The 14,934-nt window shown below is 43.7% G+C and carries 17 protein-coding genes; 9 read left to right on the plus strand and 8 right to left on the minus strand.

Going from position 1 to position 14,934, the window contains the following annotated elements:
* The first annotated feature begins 63 nt into the window (after positions 1-63).
* The gene (locus tag BCU75_RS08770) at positions 64-1,350 is read left to right on the plus strand and encodes a DEAD/DEAH box helicase (protein ID WP_076676988.1); all 1,287 of its coding nucleotides are present in this window, start codon (positions 64-66) and stop codon (positions 1,348-1,350) included.
* 121 nt (positions 1,351-1,471) lie between these two features.
* Positions 1,472-2,092 carry a LysE family translocator gene (locus BCU75_RS08775; protein ID WP_004731394.1) on the plus strand — a complete coding sequence of 207 codons (621 nt, stop codon included), beginning with the start codon at positions 1,472-1,474 and terminating at the stop codon, positions 2,090-2,092.
* Between the two features lie 203 nt (positions 2,093-2,295).
* Here BCU75_RS08775 and BCU75_RS08780 read toward each other — a convergent pair whose 3' ends face one another.
* The gene (locus BCU75_RS08780) at positions 2,296-4,323 is read right to left on the minus strand and encodes a PhoX family protein (RefSeq protein ID WP_102473565.1); all 2,028 of its coding nucleotides are present in this window, start codon (positions 4,321-4,323) and stop codon (positions 2,296-2,298) included.
* Positions 4,324-4,578: 255 nt separating this feature from the next.
* Between BCU75_RS08780 and BCU75_RS08785 the strand changes: the two genes are divergently transcribed.
* The 5 genes from BCU75_RS08785 to BCU75_RS08810 all read left to right on the plus strand — a co-directional run bounded on the left by BCU75_RS08785 (position 4,579) and on the right by BCU75_RS08810 (position 8,950).
* Complete coding sequence (locus tag BCU75_RS08785; RefSeq protein ID WP_102473566.1) at positions 4,579-4,920, plus strand: YggL family protein; 342 nt, start codon at positions 4,579-4,581, stop codon at positions 4,918-4,920.
* Positions 4,921-5,323: 403 nt separating this feature from the next.
* Complete coding sequence (locus tag BCU75_RS08795; protein WP_102473568.1) at positions 5,324-6,007, plus strand: spondin domain-containing protein; 684 nt, start codon at positions 5,324-5,326, stop codon at positions 6,005-6,007.
* 9 nt (positions 6,008-6,016) lie between these two features.
* Positions 6,017-6,697: a spondin domain-containing protein gene (locus BCU75_RS08800; protein ID WP_102473569.1), complete on the plus strand. Its 681-nt coding sequence runs from the start codon at positions 6,017-6,019 to the stop codon at positions 6,695-6,697.
* Positions 6,698-6,778: 81 nt separating this feature from the next.
* Positions 6,779-7,510 carry a response regulator transcription factor gene (locus BCU75_RS08805; RefSeq protein WP_102473611.1) on the plus strand — a complete coding sequence of 244 codons (732 nt, stop codon included), beginning with the start codon at positions 6,779-6,781 and terminating at the stop codon, positions 7,508-7,510.
* Between the two features lie 66 nt (positions 7,511-7,576).
* On the plus strand, positions 7,577-8,950 hold the full coding sequence (locus tag BCU75_RS08810; RefSeq protein WP_102473570.1) for a sensor histidine kinase: 1,374 nt from the start codon (positions 7,577-7,579) through the stop codon (positions 8,948-8,950).
* 166 nt (positions 8,951-9,116) lie between these two features.
* On the opposite strand, the gene BCU75_RS08815 is transcribed toward BCU75_RS08810, so the two are convergent.
* Both BCU75_RS08815 and BCU75_RS08820 read right to left on the minus strand, forming a co-directional pair.
* Positions 9,117-9,581: an exoribonuclease R gene (locus BCU75_RS08815; RefSeq protein WP_102473571.1), complete on the minus strand. Its 465-nt coding sequence runs from the start codon at positions 9,579-9,581 to the stop codon at positions 9,117-9,119.
* Positions 9,582-9,739: 158 nt separating this feature from the next.
* A complete protein-coding gene (locus tag BCU75_RS08820; protein ID WP_076676970.1) occupies positions 9,740-10,669 on the minus strand; it encodes a DMT family transporter in 930 nt (309 codons plus the stop codon).
* Positions 10,670-10,818: 149 nt separating this feature from the next.
* On the opposite strand from BCU75_RS08820, the gene BCU75_RS08825 reads away from it, so the two are divergent.
* Positions 10,819-11,277 carry an Lrp/AsnC family transcriptional regulator gene (locus tag BCU75_RS08825; protein ID WP_054545571.1) on the plus strand — a complete coding sequence of 153 codons (459 nt, stop codon included), beginning with the start codon at positions 10,819-10,821 and terminating at the stop codon, positions 11,275-11,277.
* Between the two features lie 202 nt (positions 11,278-11,479).
* Here BCU75_RS08825 and BCU75_RS08830 read toward each other — a convergent pair whose 3' ends face one another.
* Both BCU75_RS08830 and BCU75_RS08835 read right to left on the minus strand, forming a co-directional pair.
* Positions 11,480-11,722 carry a hypothetical protein gene (locus tag BCU75_RS08830; protein ID WP_076676968.1) on the minus strand — a complete coding sequence of 81 codons (243 nt, stop codon included), beginning with the start codon at positions 11,720-11,722 and terminating at the stop codon, positions 11,480-11,482.
* A 317-nt stretch (positions 11,723-12,039) separates the two neighbouring features.
* Complete coding sequence (locus BCU75_RS08835) at positions 12,040-12,615, minus strand: hypothetical protein (protein ID WP_102473572.1); 576 nt, start codon at positions 12,613-12,615, stop codon at positions 12,040-12,042.
* Between the two features lie 96 nt (positions 12,616-12,711).
* Here BCU75_RS08835 and BCU75_RS08840 point away from each other — a divergent pair, with 96 nt between their 5' ends.
* The gene (locus BCU75_RS08840) at positions 12,712-13,392 is read left to right on the plus strand and encodes an SH3 domain-containing protein (protein ID WP_102473573.1); all 681 of its coding nucleotides are present in this window, start codon (positions 12,712-12,714) and stop codon (positions 13,390-13,392) included.
* 244 nt (positions 13,393-13,636) lie between these two features.
* Here the strand turns inward: BCU75_RS08840 and BCU75_RS08845 are convergent, their stop codons facing one another.
* From BCU75_RS08845 to BCU75_RS08855, 3 genes are read right to left on the minus strand one after another with little or no spacing between them, the layout of a single operon-like run.
* Complete coding sequence (locus tag BCU75_RS08845) at positions 13,637-13,774, minus strand: TIGR02808 family protein (protein WP_004731329.1); 138 nt, start codon at positions 13,772-13,774, stop codon at positions 13,637-13,639.
* Between the two features lie 11 nt (positions 13,775-13,785).
* Positions 13,786-14,367, minus strand: coding sequence for a NapC/NirT family cytochrome c (locus BCU75_RS08850; RefSeq protein ID WP_004731326.1), 582 nt, complete (start codon positions 14,365-14,367; stop codon positions 13,786-13,788).
* Positions 14,368-14,396: 29 nt separating this feature from the next.
* Positions 14,397-14,858, minus strand: coding sequence for a nitrate reductase cytochrome c-type subunit (locus BCU75_RS08855; RefSeq protein ID WP_076676962.1), 462 nt, complete (start codon positions 14,856-14,858; stop codon positions 14,397-14,399).
* Positions 14,859-14,934: the final 76 nt, after the last annotated feature.

A 14,934-nucleotide genomic window follows, 5' to 3' on the forward strand; every position in this document is an offset into this window, starting at 1 on the left:
AATTACTTTATAGTGCTCGGCTGAAATAAGAATGTAGGCTGTCTGCTTAAGGAACCCGTAACAATGTCATTTTCCTCTCAAGGTTTTGCTCCTGAATTAGTCAAAGCGTTGACTGAGTGTGGTTATGAAAAACTCACTCCAATTCAACAAAAAGCGATTCCAATGGCTCGTAAAGGCCATGATATTTTTGCTACTGCTCAAACCGGTACGGGTAAAACAGCGGCATTTTCATTGCCTGTTATTCAACACCTTTTGAACAGCGGTAAAAAGGCGTCTAGAGGAACGGCTCGTGGCCTTATTCTTGCTCCAACTCGTGAGCTTGCTGCGCAGATCGCTCAAAATATTAAAGACTACGTTAAATACACTGAACTAAGCGTTTCTGCAGTTTACGGTGGTAACAAGATGTCTTCACAGGTTCGTCAATTAGAATTGGGTGTTGATATTCTGGTTGCGACTCCGGGCCGATTGGAAGAGCACTTAGAAGCGGGTAACGTGTCTATTGCTAACCTAGAATTCCTAGTATTCGATGAAGCTGACCGTATCCTTGATATGGGCTTCATCAATGCCGTTCGTAAGATCATGCTAGATGTAGAAACATCGCCGCAAATCATGATGTTCTCGGCAACGACTTCTACTCAGTTAAACCAACTGTCTGTTGATATTCTACGTAAACCAAAACGTATTAGTGTTGAGCGTGAAAACTCAACGGCTGCTACTGTTGGCCACGTGGTTTACCCTGTGGATCAAGAACGTAAAACAGAGCTGCTTTCTGAACTGATTGGCCGTAAAAACTGGCGCCAAGTACTTGTGTTTGTGAACTACAAAGAAACAGCGAATGACGTCGTTAAAGAGCTTAAGCTAGACGGCATTAAAGCGGTACTTTGTCACGGTGATAAAGCGCAAAGCGCTCGTCGTCGTGCGTTGGATGACTTCAAAGAAGGCCGAGCGCGCGTAATGGTTGCAACCGACGTTGCGGCTCGTGGTCTTGATATCGAAGACTTACCACACGTAATTAACTACGACATGCCTTTCCTAGCGGAAGATTACGTTCACCGTATTGGCCGTACCGGTCGTGCTGGTAAACAAGGTCATGCGATTTCTTTCGTTAACCGCGAAGAAGAGTTGACTGTTGTTCAAGTTGAAACACTGATTCAACAACGTATTCGTCGTGTTGAACAGCCGGGTTATGAGCCGAAGAAGCGTGACGCTTATATTGAGAAGTTGAACACGAAATCGGCTTATAAAAATCGTCAAGGTCGTAAAAACAACGCGAACGAAGAGCAACAAGATCAAGCAAGCGCCGAACGTCGTTTGACTATGATGAAGCGAATTAAAAGCCGTCGTAAGTAATTACGGTTGGTGATTAAAAAGAGCCACTGTTATGTGGCTCTTTTTAGTTATACGTAAGAAACTTTTAGTCAAGCATAAGAAACAGAACCATCAAATAGAAATAAGTCGATAAGGTAACAATATGGATAGCGCACTACTTTGGGCTTTTATTCCCACGTTTTTCTTTGTCTCAATCACGCCCGGTATGTGTATGACCTTGGCTTTGACGCTAGGAATGAGTGTTGGATACAAGCGTACATTATGGATGATGATCGGTGAACTGGCTGGTGTTGCTGTGGTTTCTATTGCAGCGGTACTGGGCATCGCTTCTATCATGTTGAACTACCCTTGGCTATTTACGGGCTTCAAATTTGTTGGTGCAGCTTACTTGTTCTATCTAGGCGTTCAGATGTGGCGCTCAAGAGGCAAGCTGGCGATCAGTACTGATAATCAAACAACCAAAGTTAGTAATGATTGGGATTTGGTGGTTCAAGGCTTCGTGACGGCAATCGCTAACCCGAAAGGTTGGGCGTTCATGATTTCATTACTGCCTCCTTTCATTAACAGTAATAAAGACCTAGCACCGCAGTTGTTGATTCTTGTTTCTATTATTCTCGTTTCTGAGTTTGTTTGTATGACTTTGTACGCCACTGGCGGTAAGAGCCTAAAACATATGCTGGGCAAAGCCGATAACGTTAAGTTGATGAACCGTATTGCAGGTACGTTAATGATGGGTGTTGGTGTGTGGTTGTTCGTGAGTTAATTCTGGTTAACCGATAACGAGCAAAGATCCCCGATTTAGTCGTTCCTCTTTATCGAGGATGACGAGGCTTAATAAACCGACGAATGAATAGAGTATAAAAAGAGCGATAGGGTATTTGGCCTTATCGCTCTTTTTGTTTTTACTTAGCTAGCGAACAGAAACTAGATAATTGCAAGGTTGCAGATCTTAGCTAGATTTGCGTATTAAACCGCGATTTCACCACCGTCTTCACGACGAATGACAACCGTAGATGCTCTTGGACGAACATTGCCTTGAGTCTGTGCGGTTGCATCTTCTGACGATGGCCAGTTTGCAGGGTGTTGAATGTTCACAAACAGTGATTTGTAATCAGGGCTAATGGTAAAGCCTGTTACTTCACAACCGTTTGGACCAACAAAGAAGCGTTTTAGCTGAGCTTGGTTGTTTGCATCAACCCCCACGCTGTTTCCTTTATCATCCGTTAACTGAGACGGAACCACCGCTAGCATTTGGTCATTTGTGTAGCCAGTGACTTCATCTGCGCCGTTATCAGTCTGAATCCACAAGATGCCACGAGCATCAAACGCTAGGCCGTCAGGGCTGGCGAACTGGTTCATGTCTGTTAGACCTGAACGGTTAATCGATTTGTCTTCTACTGCTGGAGAGCCAAATACGAAGATATCCCAATCGAACTCGCCTGCCGTTTTGCCTTCATCCCAACGAATAACATGACCAAACTTGTTATTAACACGAGGGTTCGCGGAGTTCGCTTCTTTACGCTTGTTGTTATTAGTTAGCGTTAGGTAAGCCGTACCTGTCATTGGGTCAACAGAGCACCATTCAGGGCGATCCATTGGCGTTGCGCCTACAAGGTCGGCTGCGCCTGCGGTATTAATGATAAGTGCTGCTTGAGAATCAAATGAATCACCTAGCTTGCCGCCATTTGTGGTCTTACTGCTCAGAGTCAGTGGTAACCAAGTACCTGAACTATCATCATTGAACTTAGCCACATACAACGTGCCTTTGTCCATGTACTTGTCACCCGCACTTAAGCGGTTGCTTGGTTCTGCGTCACGTGGATCCCATTTTTCTTCAGAAACGAATTTGTACAGGTATTCAAAACGAGAGTCGTGGCCAGAGTAGAACACGATTGGTTCGCCCTCGGTTAACTTACCAAACGTACAGCCTTCATGACGGAAGCAACCTAGCGCAGAACGTTTCTTAGCGCGAGAGTTTGCTGTGTACGGGTCGATTTCAACAATGTATCCGTGCCCGTGTGCTTCGTTACGGTAATCATCTATCGGAGAATCAGCGTTGGGGGTTACATCAAAGCGTGCGAATTCGTCGAGGCGTTCTTGTTTATTACCAGAAAGCGTGTCCCAGCCGTAACGTGTTTTGTCGGTTGCAATACCAATACGTTCTTGTGCTGGCGTTGTCTCGCCTTTGTTCACAAAGTAACCCGGCCAGTTCTCTTCGCAAGTTAGGTAAGTCCCCCATGGCGTGTAGCCATTACCACAGTTGTTCAGTGTGCCTCTTGCTTGGCTGCCGTCTTGTGAAAATTTGGTCTTGGTAAATTCACTGTGAGCAACAGGGCCAGACAGGTCCATTACTGTCGCGCCTGTGTAGCGGCGGTTAAGTGGATCATTATCAACCATTATCCATTGGTTGCCTTCAAGCTTGATACGAACCACACTCACGCCGTGCGCGTTGATCTCTTTACGTACTTCGTCAAGGCTAGGGCGATCGCCTTCGTTGTTTGTTGGGCCGTTGGTGTGTAGTGCTTTTTGGTCGATGTATTCGTGGTTGATCACCAACAAGCCATCATTGCTGTTGCCATTAAGCGGGAAGAAATGCATGCCATCGTGGTGCATACCTAATGCGTTGGCTTGATCTTGTGCGTTGTTGGTGCCGTCTTTTAACCAAGCATTGCCTTGCTTGTTAAGCGGAGTCCCCCAAGGAACTAATACCTGTGCTATGTAGCCTTTTGGAACAACGGCACTGTCTGTCAATGAGCCTTTAACCGATTCGAATGCAAGTGTTGCCGTGCTTTTCTGTGCGCCCTTTGCCTGCATTGTCGCAGCGTTAGCCGTGCTGTGACCCGCTAAACCAAACGCCCCAAAGGCAGTCATTGCACTGATGCCTAAACCGCCTTTCAGAATGTTTCTTCTTGAAAGGTTTGCATCTAGAACCTCTTCGAATGACTTGTTGTTACTCTTGTTAAAACGAGTGCTATCAAATGTTTCCTTGCTCATTTTGGACTGCTTCCTGTTGGCTGACTTTATTATTCGTTATTTATGACTTACCCACGTATTAATGAATTGGTTAATAACTTGGGCTAATGTGTGACCAATCGTGAAGCAGTTAAGTGACAGATTTTTATAGTTTTGATTAAGGTTTTGTTTCTGTAGCACAATTTTTGCTGTTAAGCCCCTCGCGTAATACAAAACTCTTGGGAATTGACGAGGAACTGTGTATAAATGCTTTATCAAACGAAAAGAGAGACAGTTATGAAATTAGATAAAATCGAAAACAAAAATCGCCGCCTACGCAAGAAGTTATACCTAGGTGAATTCGCTATTCTAGGTTTTGAAGTAAGCTGTACAACTTCGATTGCTAATTTTGACCAATACGATGTGTTTATCGATGAATTTATCGATTTTATCGACAGCATCGGCCTGTGCTTTGGTGGCGGTGGTTTAGAGCTGTTCGAAGGTTTCTTATGTTCTATTGAGCGTTACCGTTCGGTAACAGAAGCAGAGCAACTGCAAGTTGCACAATGGCTTGAAGCTCGCGCAGAAGTAAGCAAAGTTGAAGTAAGCGAATTTGTTGACGCAAACTACGCATTCTAAATTGGTGGTGTATGGTTCGCTCAGTTGAAAGTGAGTAGAGCTTTCCTGAGAGAACTTTGATACACCAAATGAAAGGCCTGGTCGATATGTCGATCGGGCCTTTTTGCGTTTGCTCTACGCTATTCTCCATCCATTATTTCTTTTGTACCTCTCACTTCTAAAACGCGAGTTCTGTAGGCAAACCAGCTTCTTGGGCCTGTCTTTCTGGATAGCAAGAAGTTTAGAGAGTAAGAAGTTTAAATAAACTTGTGAGAGTTTTATGAGAATTCAATGAAGTTGCTGATAGATTTGATCGCCATTCTTAGAGTCAACAACACCACAGTTCGTTCTGGCAATTGTAACGGTATATCGCTGTTATTCGTTTTGTTGGCAACGATAGGACTCAATAAAGGATGGAATCAAAATGAACAAACGTACTCAAATCAGCTTAGTGATCAGCTCGGCTATGTTGACCCTCGGAGCTGCTCAAGTTCAGGCTGCAGCGCTTGAGGTGACCGTTACCAACGCAACGAAAGGGATCTACTTCACACCAATCTTAGCTGCAGCGCATGACGCTAATCTGTTTATGTTTAGAACCGGTGAAACTGCTTCAGCAGAATTGGAATCGATGGCAGAAGGTGGTGACATTTCTGGTCTTTCAAGTCTCATAGCTAACGCGGGTGGCGTGGTTGTTGAGGATCCTGCGATCGGAATTCTCAACCCAGGAGTTGCGACCACATTTGATATTGATACTGGTGATTTAGCTTACTTGTCACTAGGTGCAATGTTGCTACCTACCAATGATGGTTTTGTAGGCTTAGACAGTTGGAAAATTCCGACTCAAGCTGGTACTTATAAAGCGACACTTAATGGTTATGACGCAGGCACTGAAGCTAATGATGAATTAGCTGGAAGCATGCCTAATCCACCTTTTATTACCTTTGGTGCAGGTGGTACGGGAGTTGAAACTGCAGTGTCAAACGCCAAGGTTCATATTCATCCTGGCAATATTGGTGATAGTGACGCGGCTGGCGGCATCAGTGACCTCGATAGCAGTAGTCATCGTTGGTTAAACCCTGTTGCAACTATCACCATCGTTGTGAAGTAAGGGGGATGTATGAAAGCTAGAATTCTATTTATCGCTGCTTCTGTTGCTGTCTTAGCGGGTTGTCCGGACGATGACGACGATTACTATCGCTATGATGTGAGTGTTACTAACCTCACACCAAACCAACCCATGTCGCCACTCGCGGTATTGACTCACAATAATAGTTTCAATCTGTTTGAAGTCGGACAAAGTGCCTCTGTCGATCTTGAATACTTAGCGGAAGGTGGCAGCAATGCTCAATTGTTGTCACTAAGCGACAGTGACGCCAACGTTTATCAAGGCATCTCAGGCAATGGCCTGATTCTGTCAGGAGAAAAGGATACGATTTCTATCCGCGTTGACCCTAACCAAGAAGGTTATCTCTCAGTTGCTTCTATGTTGGTGAACACCAATGATGCGTTCGTGGGGGAATCTGGTTTATCGCTCAAATCATTGGCGGTGGGAGACACTTTCGTCATGAACATGAATGTGTGGGATTCTGGAACTGAGCTCAATGATGAGCTTGCAGCAACTATTCCAGGCCCGGCAGGTGGTGGTGAGGGTTTCAATGCTACTCGAGACGACACTGATGTGGTGAGTTTCCACTCTGGTGTCATCAGCCAAGATGATGGCCTTACGACGTCTGCTTTAAGTGCAAACCATCGTTTCCTTAACCCAGGAGCAAGAATCACCATTACTCGAACGGAGTAACAGGGTTAGAGTGCAATGAAAGAATTCCTGCTCTGTTCCGGTCAATTGAAAGGTGGGCAGACTCAGAATAGAGCAGGGATCATGAATAGTGCTGCGGTAAATTTGATGGCGAACATATTGTTGGTCGAAGATGATGACGATTTGGCTGAATTGGTGCAAATGCACCTTAAGTTCCAAGGACATGATGTAATAAGAACCAATGCAATTGGAAAGGCTCAGGATCTCTATAAAGATGGTCAGTTTGATTTGATCGTACTTGATCGTGGCTTACCTGACGGTGATGGGCTCGATTTTTGTCGACTGTTGCGTCAGCAGGAAGATTGGACACCGGTACTAATGCTAACAGCAAGGGATGCTGAGCTAGATAAGGTGTCAGGTTTAGAAGCCGGCGTTGATGACTACATAACGAAACCTTTCAGCGTTCTTGAATTTCAAGCAAGAGTGAGGAACGTACTTCGCCGTTTGAGCCATGTTGAATCAGTGACCCAAGAGGTTGTGACAACAGAATCAATTATGAATTTTGGTGGGCTCATTATCCAACCTGAACGCCATCAGGTTTCACTCAATAACCAGGATGTACCGCTTACTGCAACCGAATTTACCTTACTTCACTTTCTAGCGACCCGCCCGGGACGAGTATATAGCAAAGACGATCTGCTAGACCACGTATGGAATACTCATCATTCTGGCTATCATCATACTGTGTGTAGCACAGTCAACCGTCTAAGAACCAAGCTTGCCATGCCCGATAGCGATGACGATTTTATTAAAACCGTTTGGGGTGTTGGCTATAAGTTTGAGTCAAAAGCTTAGGTCTATGTGTCGCGTCTTAAGTTGACTAAAAAGCCAGTAAGACCTACGAGCCATCGAGGAGAGAACATGAGCTTCAAATCGCGTTTAGTACTGTTCACAAGTTTGTGGTTTCTATTAGTGAGTGTGGTCATCGCCTACACCTATCATTGGCAAAAAGAGACCATAGAACAAAGAACCAAACAAAGCTTACACAAAGAGCTTGCGGTTCATATGCGCGATGATAATCCTCTCATGATTGGTACTGACTACAACCCCAAAGCGCTCAAATCTATATTCCATACCTTGATGTTGATAGGACCAGATTTCGACATCTATTTTCTTGATAGTCAGGGTAATATCACCACACATGCAGCGCCGGAAGGCACTCAACTAGCAAGCCAAATCGATTTAGCGCCTATTCAACAGTTTTTAAATGAAGAGGCTTATCCTATCTTGGGAGAGGACCCGATTAACCCCGGGTTACCTAAAGTTTTTTCTGTTGCGGCGATTGAAGAGGTTGGTTCTACTGTCGGTTATTTGTATGTGGTTATTGGAAGTAATCGCCATACTGTGATTACTAATTCCCAGGTTGATACACCATATATCGCGCTAGCAGGGCTTGTGCTGGTTTCTATCTTGGGCTTTGCAATTGGTGCGTATCTGTTAGTGAAACGCAGCTTGTTGAACCCAATAGAGGCGGTAACCAATAAATTGCAGCAACAAGCTGAACAAGACTTTAGGTTAGAACCTAATTTCACACACCAAGTACCAGAACTGGTGCCTATTGCCCGTTCTTATCAATTGATGGCGAAACACATTCAACAACAATTCTTGCAGCTTGAATACCAATCCTCGCATCGCAGGCAAAGCTTGTTACAGCTCAGTCACGATTTGAAAACACCGCTTTCCAGTGTGCTTGGTTATTTAGAAACGTGGAAGATTCAGAATCCAGACTCGGATCCGCTGATCGATGTTGCTTACCGTAATGGTAACAAGTTGTCTGAACAACTCCATTCTCTGCTAGATAGCGCCAAGAATGATAACCCTGTGCCTACTTATCAGTATGCTTCGATTGATATCAATGTGTTGATGAACGAATGCTTAGAAACGATACAAAGCCAGTATCGCCACAAGAATGTAGAGTTGAAAGTCAATATACCTAATGGCGTTAGGGCTGTGGGTGATGGTGATTTACTTGAGAGGCTAATCTTGAACCTGCTAGATAATGCATTGAGGCATAGCCCGAGCGGAACAATGGTGTCGTTAAATGTAGGTTTAGAATCGGATTCAAAACGGGTGAAGGTCGTTATCCATAATGAGGTTGAACTAGAAGCACCTAATGGTTCGTTAGGTATTGGCACCAAAATCGCTCAGTCGATACTGATGCTACATCATAGTGTTTTAGAAACAACAAAAGCAGAAAACTCATTTCAACAAAGCTTCTACTTGCCTTCGGTATAGCCTTGTCTGATTTCGGTTTAGTTGCTTTCGGTTTAGTTCTAGTTACCTTCGATATCGTTTACTCGCTGTCGCTCTAGGGTATAGGGTATAGGCGAGTTGTTCCTTGAGTAACGAACAACTCGTTGAGAAGCTTTTAAATTGAGAAGATTTTAAGTTGAGGGGGGCTTCATGCGCCTTTCTTGTCTTCGCTGCCTTCATTTATTTCAGCATAGAAGTGTAGTAACTCTGTGAGCTCTTTTACCCAACCAAATGCTTCTGTCGGAGCTTTCGACAAAATCTTCTCGACTTTGTCACAGTGAGTTTCAAGGCTTATTGCTTGCTCAAGATTGAACGACATTGCATAGAAGTGCCAAAGCAATAGTCGAGTCATGCGCTCGATATTTTGTTGCGAGTTGTCAGACTCACTAAATGCAAGGTTTACTTCACTCAGCGCGATGGCTGTCATTCGCAACATCGCATCAAACTTTGCTGATTGCATACGCTCTTCATTAGTCACTTCTTCTTGCTCGAACGTAAACAGTTCCGTCATTGCATCTTCAGGGACAAGGCGATGAATCATTCTTAAACTAAATTCTTCTAGTTCTTCGCGAGGCATGTTGTTTAAGCAAGTTAAAGTGTAATCGCGTTGCATGGTGTTCTCTTGGATCTGCAAAAAGGTCGGACAGTTTAATGGAGAAGTGAGCTTAGAAAAAGAAGATTTTAGATAAGCCTACGTTTGTAAGCTTATCTGTGTACTAGGAGCCCTAAAAGTAATGCTTAGAGGAATTGTATGTAAGTTTGAACGCAATATCATGTTTTGCTATGGCTTGGCGGTTGATACTGCATAGATTGGTCGTTTCTCATGAAAATGTTGCTCGCGACCAAGCTACCGATGCAAATTGACCCAAGCGCTAACCAAGTCATCGTGTCCGGAACCTCGTTGAACAGTGGGATCGCCAACAATGTTGCAACAGCAGGTGTTGCACTGCCAAAAGCGGCAGAGCGCTCTGCTCCTAGTGTATTTACAGCATAGAGGTAAGTGAATGCCGCTATTAAGCCTGCGCCGACGCCTTGCACCGCTGAATGCACGGCAAGCTCTGTGACCGGCCATTGAGCAATTGGCGTATCCATTAAATGGCTAGGGAGAGTTCCTGTCAGGATAAGGATCAGCAATAGCAAAGTGGAACAGAATGAAATAAACCCTGCACTCACGAGCGCATTAAGGTTGGCGACACGCGCTGAGATAGTAAAAGTCGCCCACATCAAGCTGCCACACAAAAACAACAAGTGACCTTTGGTGTATTCAAAGTTGAAGCTGCTTAAGCTATTTCCTAGAAACAACAATATCCCGAGTAAAACAAGACCTAAACCAACGACACGATGACGACTGAGTGGTTGCTTAAAAAAGAACACTGCAATTCCTGTTACGAACAAAGGGAGAGTACCAGGCACTAAAGCACTGCCATGTGAGACCGGAACAAACTGCATGGCTGTCCCTGCAACGAGTAAATAAGGCAACCCGCACCCCACAAACATACCGGCCAAGTATCGATTCGGGACAGCAGCGATCGTGCTGCGTGCTTTCCACATCAAAGGCAATAGCACCAATGTCGGTATGAGGAATCGGGTCAGTGCGATGTCTGCAGGTGTTAAGTCTGAGTTTGCGCCGCCTTTAAGAGAAAGAAAAAAGCTCGCCCAGATGAGCAGAGTGACAATAATAGATAGATAACCAAGCTTCATAGTAAACAAGGAAAGTGGATGATGACTCATTATGGGGTACTTGGTGTGCCACAGGTTGGCAAATTTTGTTCTAAATTGAATTGCGGTTGATGATTTCTGCTAATGTTTGTCTAATTGTTAGCGAATTGAACCAATGAACGGTATTTACTATGGACAGGATTGATAGACATCTTCTTGAGTTGCTTCAGAAAGACGGCAGGCTAACCACGGCTGAGTTGGCTGATGAGGTTGGTTTATCGGCTTCGCCGTGCGCGAGGCGTATCAAAAGATTGGAAGAAAAAGGGATTATTGATGGCTACCGTGTGAGCTTGTCCCGAGAACAGGTCGGCATCGCAATGAGTGTGTTTGTTGAAGTGAGCCTAAACAACCACCAAGAAGTATCGATCGACAAGTTTGAAGGGGCGATTGTCGAGATGGAAGAAGTCATCAGCTGTCACGTTGTGTCTGGTGCTTATGACTATCTTTTAGAAGTTGTCAGTCCAAATCTTATGGCTTATGAAGCATTTACAAGAAAGCTACAGCGGCTCTCTAACGTAAAAGATATACATACTCATCTTGCGATTAGGCAAGTGAAAGGCAATGCGCCGCTTCCCGTTTATACTGACTAACTGTTATACCGACTAACTGTTTATACTGACTAAGCAGTGGGTAGGGGATGCGCCTTTGGATGAAATGAGCTGAAAACGAAATGACCTTCGTTGTTAAGCTAAGGTGTCGCTGCTCTTAAAGGCTATTGTCAAATAGAAAATGTACAGCAATAAAAAACGGAGCGCCTCGTGAAAGGCACTCCGTATGTGATAGGTGCAAAACTTAGTGATATTTAAAGTTAGAGATTGAACAATCTCCAGTCAGAGCGTTAATTCTGAATGAAAATGCATGTGAATGATAATCCACACCGTCATTCCAAATCGTCTCTCCAAATATCTTACATAGCTCTAGCTCACTTACTGAACCGAACTCTTCCATGTGTTTAGCTACAGATAAAAGTTTGCCTCTTATCTCTGCAGTCCATTCCGTGTTACTCAAGCAGTTGAAAGCCATAGTTTTTTGCATATTACCTAGCCAAAATGTTTCTTGTTATTAAGTTATATGAAGAATCATGATAACAATTTTCTGGCGTTTGTAAATCTATTTTGTGATGAATATCTCACATACTCGCTTGCATTGGTCGGAAATTGAACTTTGTTGTTGATAGTTCACACATTGGTTTTACAACTTATTGATAAAGCTTTGACTAACAAGTTATCTGATTATTTTGGCTTGTGGGAAGCATATTTATCGGAAAAATCCTGTCGATAAAACGATAAAACGATAAAACGATAAAACGATAAAGCGTTAAAGCGTTAAAGCGTTAAAACGTAACAATGTATTCAGTGTGGTACGTCGTTTGTTGGTTGGCCTATGTTGCGTGCTTCATCAATCATCGTGGCTTCTTTGCGATATTTTGAAGACAGCTGACGAAACTTTTCACTGAGTGTATGGAGATCTTGCGAGAGTGATTGTGAACTTTGTACATGCACCTGCGCAATTTCTGTCTGTCGCGATAGCTTCGCATTGGCGCAATGTCTAGCGACGGATTGCCAAGAATGCGTTAGAGACTCAGCCCCATCTAGCTCGGTAGACACAACGTATGCCTGTTTCAACAGAACCTCAGAGACATCATAAGCGGTATTCATATGACTATTGAGCTGTACATTAAACCTTTGTTCGTACTTTGCCCAAAGCTCAATGATCTGCGTTTTGGTGAAATGTTTGGATAGCAGCGTTTGTGACTCATAGGTTGAGAGAACTTGGTTGAATTCTTTAGTGTATTGGTTGTACCGTTCTTCAAATGTGAGCTGGCGATCCAACAATATTTGCCAGTTTTCACTGTCACAATGGTTTGCTAGCGCAACATTAGCACTCAAAGGTACACTCACAATGATAACCTTCACCCAAAAACTCATGACTTTCCTCTAGTTACAGTATTCTCTATAGAGAGTATAGATGAGCAGCAGCATGAGTTGATGTACACTTGAACGATACCTAGAACGGAAGAGTTGGTGGATTTAATGAAAAAGGCGCTGATCGCTTTACTTGTATTGTTAATCTTGGGCGGAGGAGGAGCGGCGTACTACTTCTTAGTCATGAACAAAGAACCAATTCCACCAGAGAAAATGGAAGAGCCGGTTGTAGAAGTTGCTAAGCAATCAGAATCGGACCTCGTACCTACGATGGATCTTCAGCCTGAACCAGAACAGACGGAATTTTACGTTTTGGATAGAAAGCTTGAGGTGGTAGAGCAACCTGAAATTGATGGCTTGATAATAGATTACCTCTACAAGGGTGAAAAGATTGAAGTGCTGGAGAAACAAGGCGACTGGGTTCGTATCTCTGATTATATTGTTCTCAAAGAAGGTGGTCCGCAAACGGCAGAATGGGTCTCGATGTCGGGTCTGTCTAATGATGAAGTTATTATCTCGGAGCAAGAAAGCAAAGAGATATTAGATTCTTATTTGGTTAAATCTGATGACCTCAAGGTTCATCAAGAGAAGTTCCGTAATACGGTGGCTAAGTTGATCTCTGAAGGGGAATGTGACCCAAGCGACTTTGAAGAATTAGGCGGTTGGGTTAAATCTGTTAAGTACAGCAATCGAGATGTCTATTTTATTTACTGTGGTGGCTTATCTCTTGAAAACAAAATTTATCTTGATGTAAATACAAATGAAATATTCACTAAGTAAAAATTACCCCATTTTCATTGTTGGGTGTATTAACAATCATTAGAGTTACCGTCCATAAGTGAAAATTTTGAAAGCCTACTTAGACAGTCAGTGTCGGCTAGGTTAGGGGTTGTTTTAGAACTCTAATCGCGTAGAGATAAAGTGTCAGATAATAAAAAAGCCACTGAATTCAGTGGCTTTTTTGCGTCAACCCATATCAGAACGGATCAAAAATAACTGGTAAAAGTTGATGCGATATCGATTTCTAATCGATTTCTTTGTCTTTAGTCATAGATAAAAGCCAAAGAGATACGGCTGCAACACCTGCAAAGCCACCAAGAATGATAACTGGCATAGCACTGTAACCTAGGATGTGCCAAATTACGCTTTCTAAAGTACTCATTCAATCGCTCCTTATTGCCAGCCTTCAACGCCGTGCATATCTGGTAGTTTATGTGCGATACCTTTGTGGCAATCTACACACGTTTTTTCACCAGAAGCTAGCGCAGTCGAGTGTTGTTTCGCACTACGAGGGCTCTGCTCTGAGAAGTCCATGTAATCGAACTGGTGACAGTTACGACACTCAAGTGAGTCATTACCTTTCATACGTTTCCATTCACGTTCTGCAAGGTGAGCACGACGTGCTTTAAACTTCTCTTCAGTGTTAATGGTTTTCGCAATAAAGTGCGCGTACAACTCTTTAGATGCCTGAACCTTACGAACAATTTTATCTGTCCACTCGTGAGGCACGTGACAATCTGAACAGATAGCACGAACGCCTGAGCGGTTAGAGTAGTGAATTGTTTCTTGGATTTCAGCAACAATAGGAGCATGACAACCAGAACAGAACTCTTCCGTGTTGGTTGCTTGCATACCTGTGTTAAATGCACCCCAGAACAAAAGACCGCCTGCGAACCCCAAGAAAAGTACAACGCCTACCGCTGCTTTACTTGGTGTCGCGAGTCTTTTCCAAAACGCTTTAAGTAATTTTATCATATATAGCCTCTCTTACCGTCTGGCTACGATTAACGCAGTGAATCTACAGGTTTGAACTCGTTCTCAACTAGTGGCTTAGCATTAGCTTGAGGTACGTGACACTGTAGACAGAAATAACGACGAGGTGATACGTCTGCAAGTACCGCATCTTCACGGTTCATGTAGTGAGTTACACTCACTTTAGTCGCACCCATTTCTTTTGCGTTTTTCCAGCTGTGGCAAGAAAGACACTTGTTAGCGTTAAGAGAAACTTCATAGCTACGAATAGTATGAGGTACTAGAGGTGGTTGGTACACGTAGTCACTATCAAGTACTTGGTCACGAGGGAACTTTTTGAAGTCATCCGCTGCGCGAGTTGCTTCAAGTTCACTTGCACCACGTAGAGATTCTACGCCACCAATGCCGCCTGGGTTATCCAGTTCAGCTTGAGCTTGAACTGCACCAGCTAGCAAAAGACCAGCTGATAGTAGGGCAGTAATCAGTTTTTTCATGGTTAATTTCTCCGCCTAAAGGCTAATTCTTTGAGTGGACTACTTCTTTCAAAAAGTGTTGAAAAAAGTAGTCGCA

It is taken from the genome of Vibrio splendidus (genome assembly GCF_002873455.1).
Lineage (GTDB): Bacteria > Pseudomonadota > Gammaproteobacteria > Enterobacterales > Vibrionaceae > Vibrio > Vibrio splendidus_J.